Genomic DNA, 13,611 nt, shown 5'->3' with positions numbered 1-13,611 from the left:
GGAGGTTGTAGGCCGGAATGAAGTGAACGGGAAAATAGCCCCGAAATCGAACGTGATCGGAGTAGCCGACCCTGTCTCTCAAAGGGGAAGGCGGAACCACAGGCCGCGACAACGCGAGCGGTCAGAGGTGCTCCCGGGGTTCGTACCGCCAGCATGCAACCAAAGGAAGCAGCGTGAACAAGGGAGATCCATCCGGTTCAAGCGCAAGCTTGTAAGACCTGCCAAGCCGCTGAGGTGAGAAGGGTCTGACGACCGGGTGGAAGTCAGACTGACCGATAGTACTCCGAGGACGGGAGAGCCGGCCACATGGGGAAGCGGTCAGCGGTAGTTGAATTGTTCTTGGGCGACATGGGCTCCATTCAACGGGAGTCACGGCCTTCTATTCTAAGAGAAGATCAGCTGACCATGGAAACGAAACTTGAACAAATAGCAGTGAAAGCTCGGCGCGAGCCAAATCTTAGCTTCACCTCGTTGGCCCATCACATCACGCGCGACCGAGTGCAAAAGAATCTATTACAGATTCCGAAGCGCGCCGCCGCCGGGGTGGACGGACAGACGGTGGAGGCGGCGAAGGAGAGCTTCGAGGACTGGATAGGGCCAATGCTCCAATCCATCCATCGCCAGGGATATCGGGCGCCGAACATTCGGCGGGTCTATATCCCCAAGCCCGGTAAGACGGAGAAGCGCCCCCTCGGGGTCCCAACTGTCGCCGACCGGGCGCTCCAGCGCAGCACGGCTGAGGTGTTGTCCGCCATCTACGAGCAGGACTTTTTGCCGTGCTCGTTCGGCGGCAGGCCGAAGCTCAGCGCCCACCATGCCTTGGCGACCCTCAATGAGGTCATCGCCGGCGGCATGATCAGCTGGGTGCTGGAGGCGGATTTGAAGAACTTCTTCGGGAGTCTCGATCATGATCGGGTCCTCCGGTTTGTCGAACATCGAGTCGGTGATCCGCGCCTGATCAGCTTGATCCGGCGCTGGTTGAAAGCGGGCGTCTTGGAAGACGGAGCGGTGCACCCGAGCGAACAAGGAACGCCACAAGGCGGATCGATCAGTGTACTTTTGAGCAACCTCTACCTTCATTACGTTCTCGACCTCTGGTTCGAACGCGTGGTGAAGGGTCGGTTGCGGGGCGAAGCCCGACTGGTGCGCTATATCGACGACTTTGTGATCTGCTTCCAATATCGATCGGACGCCATCCGCGTACAGGAGGCCTTGCGTCTTCGGCTGGGGAAGTTCGGCCTCACTCTAGAGCCGACCAAGACCAAGTTGGTCGAGTTTGGTCGGTTCGCGCAAAGGCACGCGGGCAAACGCGGCAGAAACCGCCCGGAAACAATCTACTTTCTGGGTCTGACGCTCTATTGCACGCGAAACCAAAAAGGCAACTTCAAGGTTGGGATGCGCACCGAGAAATCTCGGCTAAAGCGCAGCCTTATGTCTCTGCAGGAGCTGATGCGGCGAATACGGCATTACAAGATCAGTGACCAGGTCGGTGAAATCAACGTCGTCCTGCGCGGCCACTATGCCTATTACGGCGTCGCCGGAAATCTCCGGAGTCTCGTAAAAGTTTATCGGGCCGTGGAGCGTTACTGGCGCGGAATGCTGCGCAGCCGCAGCTGGGCAGGCCGACGCCTCACTTGGGACGCCTTCAACCAAATCAAACAACGGACACCGTTGCTGAAGCCTAAGCTGCGCCTCCCTCATCGGGAGCTGCAAGCGCTTGCAGTGCTGTGAACCAACTGTCGAAGAGCGTCGGTGCGGGAAATCCGCACGCCACGTTCTGTGGGAACCGGGGGCGGGCGACCGCCTCCGGTGACCCGGTGGCGCGGTACAACGGCAGCAGCCCATCGGCGCCGTACACGCGTCCCAGGATCTATCCCTAAGCGCTTAGTAGATCTGACGCGCTCCCATTCGCAGGGTGCGGTGCCCAAGGGACGTCTTGATCTGTGCCATCAAAAGTTCGCATAACTTAGGTTTGCTTAATAAGCCACTCTGTAGCTATTCAACTTGAATGCCAATCCGCGATTACTTCGTGCGTACTAGTCAACGGCGGTCGGTGCGGACGCAAGCGCCATGCGGCGCAAATGCAGTTCGCCCCCGGTAGCAAACCGTAATCTTTCGCTATCTGGGCCGCTGCGATACGCCCACATGTACGATTTGGTCCGCGCGTCCCGTCCGTCTTCCTAACCTGAGTAGCGCCCGGCAGTCAGCTTGGCGTCAGCTTTTCTGACCATCATTCGGAGCACCCCTGAGCAGCCCGAAGGTGTTGCGAAGGGACTTACGCTAAAGAAAAGGCGAACGGCCATGTATGATCGAATCAATGGCTTATCCACACCGCTGGCCCAAGCTGTCGAACCGGGTCAGTCGGTGGATAGTGACAGCTTTATGGAAACAGTTGCGGATCTCGCACTGCGGCGGAGCCCGCCGCCTGGGGACTTGCCCGACATGGGGTGCTGTGCCAGCAAACCCAATGTCTCGGATCCAAACAACCCCAGTACATCCGGTCCAGTGAGGCCGAACGCCCCACTGTTCGAATACAGGACGGCGGAATTGGCTGACGCGAATGTAGAGGGCATATGCGTTGGGCTGACTGCGGAGTGGCTCGGCGATCTCGAGAACAGCCCGAGATCCCGAATGAGTGCGCTAACGCCGGGATCGGACGGGCACGACTCAGCGGCTGTGTGGCAGCAGCGCTATCTAGATATGAGGAGGGACTTGCGAAACGAGGGGGCAGAACCTGCTCAGGCCAACAGTAGCGCAAAATACGCCATGTTGCAGGAAGCGGGTTTGCAACCATCCCAAAAAGAGAAGGTTTACACGTTCGACGAGCCAGCGAGCATCTCGAGAATGTTGGGCAAAATCAGTGCCGACGGATCGAGGTATTTGCTTAGTTTGGAGTTCGTCGAAGGTGGGAGACACACAGTTGCGACGTCCACGTTCGATGGAAGGACCACACTCTTCGATCCAAACTATGGAGAATTCAGTGTTCCATCACACCAGGTGGATAGTTTGCTCCAAGGCCTCGCGGACCGATATATCGACGCCAATGGGCTGCATTTGAAATCAATTGCCACACGAAAAATGTCTTGAGCCGGGCCTGCAGGCAACCGCCGATTGGCGCCCGCGCACCTGAATGGGCCTATCGTGCTGATATCGCCCCCCGACGATGCGCCGTTGCAGTCGCGGGGGGCGAGCATGTCCAGATGCGGGCTCCGAAAGTTGCTCCGACTGGGCTCGACCTGGCAAGCGGCTCGTTCATGCGGATTGCAATTATCTCGCCCGGGTGTACCCCATTTGAGCTCGCCCACGTTTGAACGAACCCGCTGGAGGGGAGTGGAGGCAAGCCTGCTGAACTGAGATGTCCTATCTGAGAGGATGTTGGTCTTCGCACCCTCCTCTCAAGACAGAAGACCCAGATGGCCACGATGAGCCCTCTTCGGCAGTGAATGATCGAGGACATGATGGTCCGCAATCTGTCGCCGTGGACTCAACAATCCTACATCTGCGCGATTGCAAAGTTTACCCGTTCGCGCAGGTCCGGGCCTACCGAACCGCATCTCATCAGCCAAAAACGTTTGTGGTACCACATTAATCAGGTTGCGTGCGGGGCGCGCTTTTCTCTTGTCGACGCTTCATTTGAAAACTGTCGAAGTCTGAAGGGGGCTTGCCGGGTTTGTGCGGGCTTGGCAGGAGCAGGCAAACATAAATGTGCCATTCCCAATAGAGTACGGGATTTTTGATGAGATCGAGGCGCTCTACAAGAGGCGGGTCAACAACCTCTTCTTTCATAAATAATCCTAGTCTGCCGCGTGCGTTCGGACCGAGCGTACTCGCTGCGCTCCCTACGCCGCGGTTGCCGTCTCCGCCATCCGGTAACGATCACTCTCGCAGGTCTGCGGAAAGAGCCGAAAGCTGCTAGGCTCAGGCATGCGCTACGGTGAAACCACGCTTCAGATGGTCCAGCGGCATGTGCGGGCCGGGGAGACGATCCTCACTCGGCAGCGCAGCCTGATTGAGCGCATGACCGACGCCGGACAACCTACCGAAGAGACCGAGAGGCTCTTGGCCAGCTTTATCTGGATTCAAGGTGAGCACGTCGCGCACCTTCGCCAACTAGAAGCGTCTCGTGACGCAGTCTGAACGGCCAGCCTTCGGGTGACTTGCTTTCCATTGCTTTGGAGCCTGCGGCCTCCATGTCGTCAAGGCCAAGCCCTCCGCGCTGGTGCGGGCGGAAAACGGCGGCCGTGTCTTCGCTGCGCTCCAGCCCGCACCAAACCGCCGCTTTGCGGTCTTGACGGCAACCCACCTCATTGGCGCGGGCCTAGTCGGTTGCATGCGCAACCACAAAACTAGGACAACACCAATGAAAGCAGATGTTTTCCATCAGCGGCATCTGCTCGCCCATTGGCATGGATCGATGGGTGCCGACTACTTCGCCAGAACCGGCGACGCGAGCTACCGCGAAGGCCAGCCACTGGTCATCCGCGAGAGCGCGGTACGCGAGTCACACTCGTCGAGCGACTGGCGGCGGGTCTTGCGGCAGAAGCAGCGTGATGAAGCCCTGACCTGCCAGCCTATACTTTCAATGAACGCAGGCGCTGCATCGCGGCCGCTTTCACCGAAGTATGAATTGCGTCGGGAAAGCCCCTTGGCAGCTCGCTTTCGATTCTGGTGAGCGCAGCTTCAGCGGCAGCGGCTACCTCTTCGATTGACTCCTGCACGAGCTTTTTCGGCACGCCCGCCGCTTCGCCGGTCTGTACGAAATGCCGACCCTGCACCTCGGCGATCCTGTAGTGGTTGTTCGTCCCCACCGACATTGCGAGCTTCATCTGCTTGCGCTGGATTTGGCCTGTGTCGAGGCTGGGCTGTGCCGTGAGCACGTCATAGAGCGGTGTCAGATGATAGCGGCCGCCCGGTGTTATGAAGATGCTGAAGTTCTTCGCGTGGCCGTCGGTTGCGCCGATCAGCCAAAAGAAAATCTGTGCCTTCAACAGGGTCGCCTGATCCTCAGAGGGGTTATCGCTGCCTTTGAGCAGGCCAAGAAGCTTCACCATGCCAGGGCCGCCATCGCTCTGGTACTTGCGCGTCGGCGGTACCGACAGGGCCTGACAGAAATCCTCTTGCGGAAGGCGGAGCAGACGGCCATCCCGGGTCCACCGCCGGTCGAACCGCTCGATCACGAGCGCTGTTGTCTTGCCGAAAGTGGCAATCTCGGCTTGGTTCACCGGCAGGCCGAAGGCGGCGGCAAGTTTCAGACAGTAGTATTCATTCTCGACGCTGTTCGAGAGGTCGATGCCGTTGGGCAGCTCCCCGATCTGCGTCTTGAAGATATGGGTGGTTGGCGTTGTGCCGTGCGGCTTCAGCCATTTGCCCTCGTTCCGCAGCAGGGCCGTCTTCTCCTGCGCGCCTGCCACCGAAATCCGGAAATCATCTTCGCGCGTGAGCCCGAGCGGAGCCTGGGCAAGCCCCTTGAGAAGCTTTTCGATCGCTTCGTCGGCGACGGCGTCGCCGGCGATAGTGTGACCATCACCGTGACGACCATCATCGTCGGCGACGAACTGCAGGGCGCCCACGCAGTCCCTGCCGATCGCAGCGAGCAGGCTGTAGGCGTCGGTCCCGGCGGCGCCGACCTTTTGCGCTACCCGGCGGCGTAGGGCGTCCGAGTCGGGGAGGAGGTTGTCGAAGACAGCCGTAACGGCTTCGCCTCGGAAAGCATCCTCGCGCAGCGGCAGCGACAGGGAGACCGGAAGGGCATGTTCCCACCCGAGCCAATCATCCTCGTACCGGAATTCAATAGCACCGGTTGCCGCCTTGGTGAGGTGGCCAACAAGTCGGTTGTTGAGCAGCACACGCAGCGGTGCATGGCGAGGACGGCGGGGCATCAGAAGATTTCCTCGATGTCCGCCGGGCCGACCTTGCGACGGGCCACAATCCGAAATTCAAGGTCGAGAGCGGCCAGCACGGCGAGGATAGTCTCCAGCCTTGCCGCCGGGTTGCCGGTCTCGATCAAGGAAATCGTCTCCTGGCGCACTCCCGCCTGTTCGGCGAGCTGCGTCTGGCTGAGGTCGCGCTTTTTGCGGGCGCGGCGTACCAGATTGCCTATCTGCTGCGGTGTTCTTGCGAGGTCGGTCATGGCTCACTCTCCGGACCGCATTATGTGCTAATTCCGATAAAATGGCAATATCGGATTTAGCGAATAAATGGCAATTATGCGATGGATTTCATAAAACCAATTTATCGGAACGGCGCATAACGGCCGGCGGGCCGCTGTCCGGCTGGGGCGCTTCGGCTGCGCGGGCATGGAACGGCCAGGGCAGAAAGATGAAGCGAGTCTCGAATGAAAAAATTGCTGTTTGTTACTGCGAGCGCCGTCGCGCTTGCAGCGGCGGTACCGACTTTCGCCGCACCGATATGGTCGAGCAGCGCTCTTCACGCGGCCGGCCGGAGTTGTACTTGACAGTGATCGCCCACAGGAAGCCGACCATCTCGCGTGCGAGCGACGCGGCAAGCCACGAATGATCGGGTCTGACGATGGCACCGAGTTCAGCTGCAACGCCATCCTCGCCTCAAGGACACGGTCATCGATTCGCACTTTATCGCGCCGGGAAAGCCGATGCAGAACGGCTTCATCGAGAGTTTTAAATGGCTGGATGCGCGATAACCTGCTCAACGAAACCCTGTTATTCGATCTAGATGACGTCCGCGCCAAGCTCGCCAACTACAATATCCGGCGGCCTCACTCGTCGCTGAAATACCTGACCCCCGCGGCCTATGCTGCCCACCTCATTTCCCGCATCCGGCTCTCGGACAAGACTTCAAGCCTTCGCCCACGGCATGTCGCGCCCAAGCGCGGTTAGGCGTACGAGCCCAAAGTGCCCGTAGATGCAACGGACGATCGGCTGCGCAACCCCGACCAGCTCCTCCGATCGTCCGTTGCTCCACCCGCACCACTTGGCGTACAAAGCCTCCAGACTCTAACCGTCGCTGGATGAAAATTCAGTGGCGGGTCAGCGATACAAAGCCTTGCATATTGCCTTGACATTTGCAATGTTTTGTATCATATGAGTTCCATGAGAAAGAAACCGCAACGCCAGGAGGATAGGGCGATCTCGCTTCTCCAAAAGCGGGGCATGATGCGGCTTTCCGAATTTCTCGAAGAAGGAATTACGTCGGCCACCATTTCGCGGATGGAGCAAAAGGGCGCGCTCAATCAACTTAGTCGCGGCCTTTACCAGCTACCTGACGCGCCGCTGGACGGTAACCATTCGCTCGCCGTTGCTGCCAAGCTCGTTCCAAACGGCGTCATCTGTTACGACTCCGCGCTCGCCTTTCATGAGCTGACGGACCGCATCCCTCCCTATGTATGGATGGCGATCGGTTCGCGCGACTGGCGGCCCAAGTTTACGCGGCCCCGCATTCAGATCATGCGCTTCGGGGCGAAGGAATTCGACAAGGGCATTGAGCGTCACATGATCGAAGGCGTGTCGGTACCGATCTATACATCGGCCAAGACGATCGTTGATCTCTTCAAGAGTGGTCAGCGCCAAAAAGCCTTCTACAACGCATCCACAGGCCTTGCGCACGCTACGCAAGCGATGAAAGAAGCGCTCAGGATGCGCAAGGCGACGCCTTCAGAAATCGCAAAATACGCGGTCGAAGCTGGCATTTGGGAAAAAATCGTTCAGCCGCGCCTTGAGACGCTGACCATCAATGCGTAAGCCGCTGAAGAATGTCGGAGCTTCTGTCCGAGTGCGCCTGCTCAATCTCTCGAAGGAGCGCAGAGCCGTTCGAGCTCCTCTCACGCAGTATGCGCTTGAACGATTGCTCTACCGGCTCAGCATCAGCAAGTACAAGGACATTTTGTACTCAAAGGTGCCATGCTGCTGCGTCATTGGCTCGATGATACGCATCGACCGACACGCGATCTCGACCTGCTCGGCTTCGGCGAAGTGATCCGCAGCTTACGCCTGGCTATTTCCGAGAAATTGGTGCGATTCTAGCCAACGACGGCGTGACCTTCGACACTGATACACTCGAGGTCGATACGGTTCGTGACGATTCCGGCTATAGCGGACCGCCTCAAATGCTACGCGACGATTGACGGAGCGCGTGTGCGCATCGTGATCGATGTCGGCTATGGCGACGCGACCGAGCCTGGACTTAATGAAATCGAACTTCTGCCGTTGCTCGATCAGCCAGCTCCCAAGCTTCGCGCCTATCCGCCGGAGACAGTCATCGCCGAGAAATTCCAGGCGATGGTCCATCTTGGCTTCGCCAATACGCGTTTGAAGGATTTCTACGACATCTGGGTGCTCTCCCGGACATACGAATTCAAAGATGACCGGCTCGCGCGCGCAATACGCGCTACATTCGACCGCAGGAAGACTCAAGATTCCGACTGAGCAGCCAGATGCCCTCAGCGAAGCGTTCGCGAACGATCCGACTAAGATCCAACAATGGACTGCCTTCATCCAGGACCTCGCGATCGATCCCGGTCCTCTAAATGGCGTCGTCGAGACGCTTGCGACTGTCCTGATGCCGCACGCGGAAACGGCGCGAAACCTGAAAGGCTAGGACCTGCAATGGTCGGTCGGACCAAAACCGTCGGCATCGACGGTAAGCCCCTCAAGACCGCGCTTCATCACTGGTGGCCCCGAGGTCTTTCCGAACTCTGGAAGGACAAGGAAGGTAAGGTCACGCGCATCTCGTGGAAAGGTAAGACGCTGCGGGCACCGCCAAAGCCGTTCGGCGCGATTACCAACAGTCGTCAAACTAAATGGTCCATGGGCAGGAACGATCGAGCCACTCTTTGATGATGCCGACAGCGCCTTGCCATCGCTCGCTGCGAACTTGGAGCGCCTATCGTACGCAGATGTCAAAGACAATGCCGCGATCGACAAGCGGATTACATCGCATGACATAAGCTCCGATGATCGCAAGATGCTCGGCGAAGAACTGGCTTTCCCTGCTGGTCCGCTGTCCTGCAAATCGAAACCAGCTACATCTCACGACCGAACGAATTGGGGGCTGACCGGCGAGCAGGTCGGAAAGCACGACGACACGCTCATCGCCTTGAATATCAATCAACATTATAAGCAAATCGTGCAGTCCCTAGAGCGCGGCGGTAAGATAGTTCTCCTCCGCTCGGGTGTGAGCGCGAATTCATCATGGGCGAAGGCTATCTAAACACCCTGGCGGGCTTTACCACTGAATTGCAGTATCGCTGTCTCGTGCCGCTCACGCCGACGTTGGCAGTGCTTGCCTTCGCTTCCAACAGGTACTGGACAAACCCGCCAATCTGTACCATCGGCCTCACTGCCGCCGAGGTTAATATTGTGAACGACGTGACCAAATTTATTCGCGCGATTACATCTTCTATCGAAACGAGGCGCCAAAGCTAATTGACGCGTTTACAGTTCGCGAAATTTCGTATCCTTGAATATCATCGATTCGCGTAGCTCGATAGCGTGATGCAAACAGTTGCGAGCTTTGCCCAGAAACGAAACATCTTATGATGGATCTCCATGAAGGTTGTCGATTGAATCGTCAACGGTTCTGAAGAAGCCGTTTTCCATGAATTGCAGAAGATCGCGTCTGACAATGCCCAGCGGGTATTCGCCAAACTCCGCCTATCCGAGGTGATTCAGAAGGGCTGAACGCATCTGACAAACCGCGAATTTGATTTCTGTACCCGGAGCCATTGCGATTTTGTCGTTGCGGACCACGAAGCCAGACCGCTGCTGGCGATCGAGTATGACGGGCCGCTTCATCAATCGAGTGCCGAGCAGATTGAGCGGGATGAGATCAAGAATGAATTGTGCCGATGGGCCGGATTAGGATTGCTTCGGATCAACGATAATTATGTCACGAAGATCTATCGAGGCATGACCGTCCTGCGCTGGATCATCGAAGTCACTGAGCTCGAGAAGGCCTTCAATTCCGCGCAGAAGGAGGGGCAAATTCCATGGGAAGAACCCTTTGACCCTGCATTTCTCGAACCCGCAGGCTCCGGCGGCCCCTTTCCCTACTGGCTTGGTGCCGCCGCAAACCAATCCTTCCATAAGTTCTTTGATTACGCTTGATCGCCGAATCCCAAATGGCGTGCTGGGACAGGACACGAACGGTGCGGCGCGAAGGCTTTCGTGTCTTTACTTCGGCAACCAGATCCTTTGGACGACCAGCGGCATTCGAAAGCAAGACCTCGAATTTCCAGATTACGATCTATTGGACGAGATCAATACGTGCGAACTCGGGATCCTCTTAAAACGGTTTCGGCGAAGGGCGGTCAGGGCATTCACCGTCGAAGAATTTCGACCGATCTTCGAGCGATTTTGCGAGCTCTAGAATGCGCACCCGTCTTACTCTATGGGTGCATTCCCATTCGAGGCACATTGGGATTTTGCTAATGGATGCAAGATGAGCTAGCCCGGTCGTTCCGATGGTCCGTCGAATGGACATCCGCCGTCATCGTGGAACGGCGGTTAGCAGGTCCACCAAATCGGATAGACGCGCGGTGCGGGTGGGTTCAAAGCTGATCCAATAGAGAATTCCCCGATCTGCCGTGCCACCTCTCCCGAGATCTACTGTGTACCCATGACAATGTGCCCCACGGCCATGCGATCGGGCTGCTCTGGAGAATAGCGGTGGAGGCAGCCGTGGATGTTCCGTAGCGCCCGGTCAAGGTCGAACGCCTGGCTTGCCGTGCTGAAAGCTTTGGCCGGCCGAAGCCTGATCGTGCCAATGCTTGCGGCGCTCCTTTTCGACAACTCGCGGCCACGGACGTCGGCTACGAGAAAATCCAGCTGTTCCGGATTTTCAACATCGAACACGACGATGGTGATCCGCAAGTTTATCAACGAGGCGTACCACATCGAGAATGGGTACATGATGCAGCTCAACCCGCATAAGTTTGAGAGCATCCCCGAGTACATCAGTGATGAATGCGTTCGCATGCTGCCGCCCATCCAATAGACTTTGACCAGTGTTACATTCAGGTTCGCATGCATGAATTGATGATACTCCTGGAGAGCGCGGCGGCTGCAATTGAATCGCACTTGATGAAGCCGCCGATCCCTGGTGCGGCACTAATCCGAGACGGCTGAAAGCCGGCAGGCCTATCAGGCCATGCTGCAAGGTCCGGGGGGCAGGGGCTTGGCCGAACGGCCTGCCGCCGTCGGAAGGATCCCGATCAGATTTGACCAGGTTCGTAAGGTGATAGCCGCCTCGGCGGAGTTCGTACGCACTGCGCCTGGAGAATTAAGCCGCTGATAGTTGACGCGCCAATTTAGGGACTAAAAGGTAATGCCAGTGCAGGCTGCGGATTTTCATGCGGGATGGTCTCGAGGAATGAACTCCGCCTTCGAATCAAGGAAAACCGTTCCAATCCGGCCTTGGTCCAACGGACAAAATATCCGCAGAAAAATATAACTTATGGAGCGGTGGCACGCGGTGGAAGCGTTTCAGAGGGTTTTTGGCTTCGAACCCACTACATACTCCTTCTGCGAGAGATAGATTTGGGCCCCAGTGTCGGCCAGCATGGCCCTTGTGAGTTTTGGATGGCCGCAATCTTGCGAACTCGAATGTCTTTTCGCTCTCTCAACGCCACCCGAGCGGTTGGATGTCGTGGGCAGTCTTGTCCAACTGTGCCTGACGAGGCATGGCAATAGCAGACGGTGTTGCGCGAAGCCATGCCGTTTGATGCGGCTCGTGACACGCCGAGATATTTGTGCAGCGCAACGTCATATTGCTCGATTCTGTGGTCCCGCTTCCAAGTACATCTCGTGTAAAAGTACAAGAAATATGAAAAGGCGTCCTAACGCGGAAAATGGCAGATCGCCATACTTCTCCCTAACCGGCGTCAACCGTCGGGTCATAGAAATGCCAGGGGAAGACGCCGTGAGCACCTTGCACAAATCTGTTCGATCGTTATCGACCTGCATCCTCGCATTTGCGGGCTCTGTTCATGCGCAATCGACCGACAAAATCATTACGAAGCTTGGTCACACGCTGGGTCCGGACAATCACTATCAGCTTACAGCGCTGGAATTCGCCAAAGCCGTCAAAGCTAAGACGAAACGGTAGGAGCCTTGGACCTTCCGCATAGGATCGTCAATGGCCAAATTGGCAAGGGTGCCGCTTACTTTATTGACTGTGCCAGACGCGATCCGGTCCTCAACTTTCCGTCGATCGATATTCGTAGCCGATTTTCACAGCTGAGCGGAGCCGGACACGTGCACGATATTACTCAACCCACTGCCGCAGCGATTCGGCCAGAGAAGCTCGTTGTAACCAGGAGAATGACGGCCGGTCTCGGCGGAGGCGTAGCCCTGGAAGCGTATGACTGGAACATTTACGGCGTGATGGCCGCGTTTCTGTCGCCGCACTTCTTTCCTTCCAGTGACCCCATCACATCTCTGCTTGCCGCGCTAGCAGTGTTTGGGGCAGGCTTCCTCGCGCGGCCGCTCGGGGCTGCGTTGCTTGGTCCAGTCGCAGATCGCATCAGCCATAAGCGGGTAATGATGATCTCGGTGACGGCGATGGCGCTGTCCTCACTGCTGATCTCCATCTTGCCGACCTATAACGATATCGGCGTCACGGCAGCTGTGGCGCTGCTTCTTATTCGAATCATTCAGGGACTTTCCCTTGGCGCCGAGTCGGGTGTCGCGAATGCCATCGGGATCGAACTGGCACCACCGGGCAAGGAGGGGCGTTACCTTGGCCTGATCGGCGGTACGTTCATTCAGCTGGGTGCGATCGGGGCCAGCATGGTCGCCTTTCTGGTGAGTGCCTCGGTGGCGCCTGAGGTGATGCGCGAGTGGGCGTGGCGTATACCCATCGCGTTTGGTGGCGTGCTCGGTTTGTTTATCATTTATCTGCGGAAGGCGATGCCGGAAACTTTGCTCAATCGCGCGATGCACCGCCAAGATGAGTTGTCGCGCATTCAGAAAACTACCAGCGGCGTATGGAAAACGCTATGGAGCGTCCGGCTCTCGTTGCTCGCCGTCATTCTGGTCATCGGATCGGTGCAGATCGCTAACTACGCATGGATTGCGGGTCTGCCCAACGTGGCCAATACGGTATTCAAGGAGAACAGCACCTGGGTGTTCGGAATCCTGACGCTGATGGGGCTGAGCTGGATGGTTGCCGCCCCCTACGTCGGCGCCTTCGCGGACAAGGTGCGACCCTCGCGCGCGTTCACGCTGCTGCGCCTGCTGCTCATCCCGTGCTTCTTCCTTACATTGGTCTATTCGGAGAAGAGCATCTCCACTTTCTTCATCGTCATGGTGTTCGGCGGAGCTATCGTTGGCTTCAACATGGGCCTCTACAACTTCATCGCCACCACGCTGATGCCGCGTGCGGTGCGAACCACGGGGGTAGCCCTCGGCTATGCATTGGGCGTCTCGTTGTTTGGCGGGACTTCACCGTATCTCATGGTGTGGCTGCAACGCGAGCACATGACCTGGATATTCCCCATCTACGGATCATTGATAGCGCTGCTGAGCGTAGTGGTCTATCAAATCGCCAAGAAGCGCGGCCGCGTCTACATCGGCAACTGAACCCCGTTTGACTGCCTACTCCGTGCGCCGCGGGGCGGGCGGAGGAATTTAGGAGCCA

14 protein-coding genes and 3 pseudogenes are annotated in these 13,611 nt (G+C 57.6%); 12 read left to right on the top strand and 5 right to left on the bottom strand.

From position 1 onward, the window contains the following. The first annotated feature begins 405 nt into the window (after positions 1-405). Together ltrA and RX331_RS25760 are read left to right on the top strand one after the other, a co-directional pair. Entirely contained in the window at positions 406-1,731 is a 1,326-nt protein-coding gene (gene ltrA / locus RX331_RS25765) for a group II intron reverse transcriptase/maturase (protein ID WP_317252606.1), read from the top strand. A gap of 570 nt (positions 1,732-2,301) precedes the next feature. Then, positions 2,302-3,087 (top strand): YopT-type cysteine protease domain-containing protein, encoded by a 786-nt coding sequence (locus RX331_RS25760; protein WP_317252605.1) that lies wholly within the window; start codon positions 2,302-2,304, stop codon positions 3,085-3,087. Between the two features lie 498 nt (positions 3,088-3,585). Here RX331_RS25760 and RX331_RS25755 read toward each other — a convergent pair whose 3' ends face one another. From RX331_RS25755 to RX331_RS25740, 4 genes are all read right to left on the bottom strand, one after another. Continuing rightward, positions 3,586-3,786 carry a hypothetical protein gene (locus tag RX331_RS25755; RefSeq protein ID WP_317252604.1) on the bottom strand — a complete coding sequence of 67 codons (201 nt, stop codon included), beginning with the start codon at positions 3,784-3,786 and terminating at the stop codon, positions 3,586-3,588. Positions 3,787-3,918: 132 nt separating this feature from the next. Further along, a complete protein-coding gene (locus RX331_RS25750; RefSeq protein WP_317252603.1) occupies positions 3,919-4,110 on the bottom strand; it encodes a hypothetical protein in 192 nt (63 codons plus the stop codon). A gap of 461 nt (positions 4,111-4,571) precedes the next feature. Beyond that, on the bottom strand, positions 4,572-5,879 hold the full coding sequence (locus RX331_RS25745; protein WP_317252602.1) for a type II toxin-antitoxin system HipA family toxin: 1,308 nt from the start codon (positions 5,877-5,879) through the stop codon (positions 4,572-4,574). Further along, complete coding sequence (locus RX331_RS25740; RefSeq protein WP_317252601.1) at positions 5,879-6,130, bottom strand: helix-turn-helix transcriptional regulator; 252 nt, start codon at positions 6,128-6,130, stop codon at positions 5,879-5,881. The genes RX331_RS25745 and RX331_RS25740 overlap by 1 nt, the downstream gene beginning before the upstream one ends. A gap of 41 nt (positions 6,131-6,171) precedes the next feature. On the opposite strand from RX331_RS25740, the gene RX331_RS25735 reads away from it, so the two are divergent. The 8 genes and pseudogenes from RX331_RS25735 (at position 6,172) to RX331_RS25705 (ending at position 10,079) form a co-directional block, all read left to right on the top strand. Beyond that, positions 6,172-6,516, top strand: coding sequence for a hypothetical protein (locus RX331_RS25735; protein ID WP_317258379.1), 345 nt, complete (start codon positions 6,172-6,174; stop codon positions 6,514-6,516). After that, positions 6,492-6,854, top strand: a pseudogene (locus RX331_RS25730) (integrase core domain-containing protein); the annotation flags it as partial. The gene RX331_RS25735 and the pseudogene RX331_RS25730, both read left to right, overlap by 25 nt. Before the next feature lie 213 nt (positions 6,855-7,067). Continuing rightward, on the top strand, positions 7,068-7,715 hold the full coding sequence (locus RX331_RS25725; protein WP_317252600.1) for a type IV toxin-antitoxin system AbiEi family antitoxin domain-containing protein: 648 nt from the start codon (positions 7,068-7,070) through the stop codon (positions 7,713-7,715). A gap of 159 nt (positions 7,716-7,874) precedes the next feature. Continuing rightward, positions 7,875-8,399: pseudogene (locus RX331_RS25720) on the top strand (nucleotidyl transferase AbiEii/AbiGii toxin family protein). A 427-nt stretch (positions 8,400-8,826) separates the two neighbouring features. Continuing rightward, positions 8,827-9,183, top strand: a complete 357-nt coding sequence (locus RX331_RS25715; protein WP_317252599.1) for a hypothetical protein — start codon at positions 8,827-8,829, stop codon at positions 9,181-9,183. Further along, entirely contained in the window at positions 9,165-9,398 is a 234-nt protein-coding gene (locus RX331_RS25710) for a hypothetical protein (protein ID WP_317252598.1), read from the top strand. Before RX331_RS25715 ends, RX331_RS25710 begins: the two co-directional genes overlap by 19 nt. Positions 9,399-9,659: 261 nt before the next feature. After that, positions 9,660-9,803: pseudogene (locus RX331_RS39035) on the top strand (DUF2726 domain-containing protein); the annotation flags it as partial. Between the two features lie 78 nt (positions 9,804-9,881). After that, positions 9,882-10,079 (top strand): hypothetical protein, encoded by a 198-nt coding sequence (locus tag RX331_RS25705; protein ID WP_317252597.1) that lies wholly within the window; start codon positions 9,882-9,884, stop codon positions 10,077-10,079. A gap of 498 nt (positions 10,080-10,577) precedes the next feature. On the opposite strand, the gene RX331_RS25700 is transcribed toward RX331_RS25705, so the two are convergent. Beyond that, positions 10,578-11,003: a hypothetical protein gene (locus RX331_RS25700; RefSeq protein WP_317252596.1), complete on the bottom strand. Its 426-nt coding sequence runs from the start codon at positions 11,001-11,003 to the stop codon at positions 10,578-10,580. Between the two features lie 889 nt (positions 11,004-11,892). On the opposite strand from RX331_RS25700, the gene RX331_RS25695 reads away from it, so the two are divergent. Beyond that, entirely contained in the window at positions 11,893-12,078 is a 186-nt protein-coding gene (locus RX331_RS25695) for a hypothetical protein (RefSeq protein WP_317252595.1), read from the top strand. A gap of 5 nt (positions 12,079-12,083) precedes the next feature. Beyond that, a complete protein-coding gene (locus RX331_RS25690) occupies positions 12,084-13,553 on the top strand; it encodes an MFS transporter (protein WP_317252594.1) in 1,470 nt (489 codons plus the stop codon). Positions 13,554-13,611: the final 58 nt, after the last annotated feature.

This window comes from Bradyrhizobium sp. BWA-3-5 (assembly GCF_032917985.1).
In the GTDB taxonomy this organism is placed as follows: Bacteria; Pseudomonadota; Alphaproteobacteria; order Rhizobiales; family Xanthobacteraceae; genus Bradyrhizobium.
This window is presented reverse-complemented; position numbering and strand designations above follow the sequence as displayed.

Bases quoted from the DNA above. Each gene is read 5' to 3' on its own strand.
- RX331_RS25735 (WP_317258379.1), top strand. From the start codon at position 6,172: ATGGCAATATCGGATTTAGCGAATAAATGGCAATTATGCGATGGATTT.
- RX331_RS25705 (WP_317252597.1), top strand. From the start codon at position 9,882: ATGACCGTCCTGCGCTGGATCATCGAAGTCACTGAGCTCGAGAAGGCC.
- RX331_RS25725 (WP_317252600.1), top strand. From the start codon at position 7,068: ATGAGAAAGAAACCGCAACGCCAGGAGGATAGGGCGATCTCGCTTCTC.
- ltrA (WP_317252606.1), top strand. From the start codon at position 406: ATGGAAACGAAACTTGAACAAATAGCAGTGAAAGCTCGGCGCGAGCCA.
- RX331_RS25755 (WP_317252604.1), bottom strand. From the start codon at position 3,786: ATGAAAGAAGAGGTTGTTGACCCGCCTCTTGTAGAGCGCCTCGATCTC.
- RX331_RS25760 (WP_317252605.1), top strand. From the start codon at position 2,302: ATGTATGATCGAATCAATGGCTTATCCACACCGCTGGCCCAAGCTGTC.
- RX331_RS25740 (WP_317252601.1), bottom strand. From the start codon at position 6,130: ATGACCGACCTCGCAAGAACACCGCAGCAGATAGGCAATCTGGTACGC.
- RX331_RS25710 (WP_317252598.1), top strand. From the start codon at position 9,165: ATGGGCGAAGGCTATCTAAACACCCTGGCGGGCTTTACCACTGAATTG.
- RX331_RS25700 (WP_317252596.1), bottom strand. From the start codon at position 11,003: ATGCATGCGAACCTGAATGTAACACTGGTCAAAGTCTATTGGATGGGC.
- RX331_RS25745 (WP_317252602.1), bottom strand. From the start codon at position 5,879: ATGCCCCGCCGTCCTCGCCATGCACCGCTGCGTGTGCTGCTCAACAAC.